The 1,001-nt window shown below is 42.9% G+C and carries 1 protein-coding gene; it reads left to right on the top strand.

The genetic code is table 11. The features are described from left to right. Nucleotides 1-23: 23 nt before the first annotated feature. Nucleotides 24-1,001 (top strand): UPF0236 family transposase-like protein (locus tag FC65_RS10815; RefSeq protein WP_056972751.1); only part of this gene is annotated, 978 nt, incomplete at its 3' end.

Genomic DNA, 1,001 nt, shown 5'->3' with positions numbered 1-1,001 from the left:
ATGAAAGAGAGAGTTATTTCCCAATGAATATTTTACAACAGATGAGCGAACAAATGTGGGCGAATTTTACAAAAAATGGTGAAAAAGTTCTGTACCAAGATCTTGCCTTTGATGACTGGATCGAAAATACAATGGCCGCAGGGAGAAAACTATGCCTAAACTTGATCAGGGTCTTTTTAGAAGAAGCCGACCGGCAGTTTAAGGAGTCTGAGATCCGCAAGGATAAATTTGCGATCAAAGCGATCCGTGAAACGACTAAGTCGACTTTGTACGGTGATCTCACAGTGAAGCGGACATATTATCAAAATAAAGAAACCCGGGCGTATTTCTTTTTGTTGGATAAAGTCTTAGGCTGGCAAAAATATAGCCGGATGACGCTGGGAGTCAAAGCGCAGATCTTAGAAAATGTTGCTGGACATACTTACCAAGAAGCGCTCACGATGATCCCCCATTTGGGGATCCACTCTAAAACAGCAGTCATGAACATTGTTCACCGTGAAGGTCAACAACTGCCCAATGAGCCTTCTGTGACTGAGAAGCCCGCCCCCAAACCGATCCAAACGCTATTTATTGAAGCTGACGAAGATCATGTTGCTTATCAGGACAGTACTAATCGTTTCATGAAACTAGTTTATGTTCATGAAGGTTATGACGTAACTGATCCGCGCCATCCACTGATCAAAGCGCATTACTTTACGGGTAACTATCCGGGCAAAGACAACGAAGAATTATGGACAGAAGTTCTAGATTATATAGAGACCAACTATCGGCCAGAAAAAGTTTATTTAAGCGGTGACGGTGCTCAATGGATCAAGCACGGAGCCGACTTTATTCCGCACTGCACGTTCATTTTGGATCGGTTTCACTTACGTAAATATTGTAAAAAAGCTTCCGTAGGGATCGCTGGTCTGGACCGGACTTTATACCATTGGGCTTTAGCTGGACAAACTAATTTTATCCAGGATTACTTTAGGGTCCGTTTTAGTGACCCAACGGTAACT

The sequence above is a fragment of the Ligilactobacillus acidipiscis DSM 15836 genome (genome assembly GCF_001435755.1).
Lineage (GTDB): Bacteria > Bacillota > Bacilli > Lactobacillales > Lactobacillaceae > Ligilactobacillus > Ligilactobacillus acidipiscis.
The sequence above is the reverse complement of the archived record's forward strand: the minus strand, read 5'-3'. Positions and strand labels throughout refer to the sequence as shown.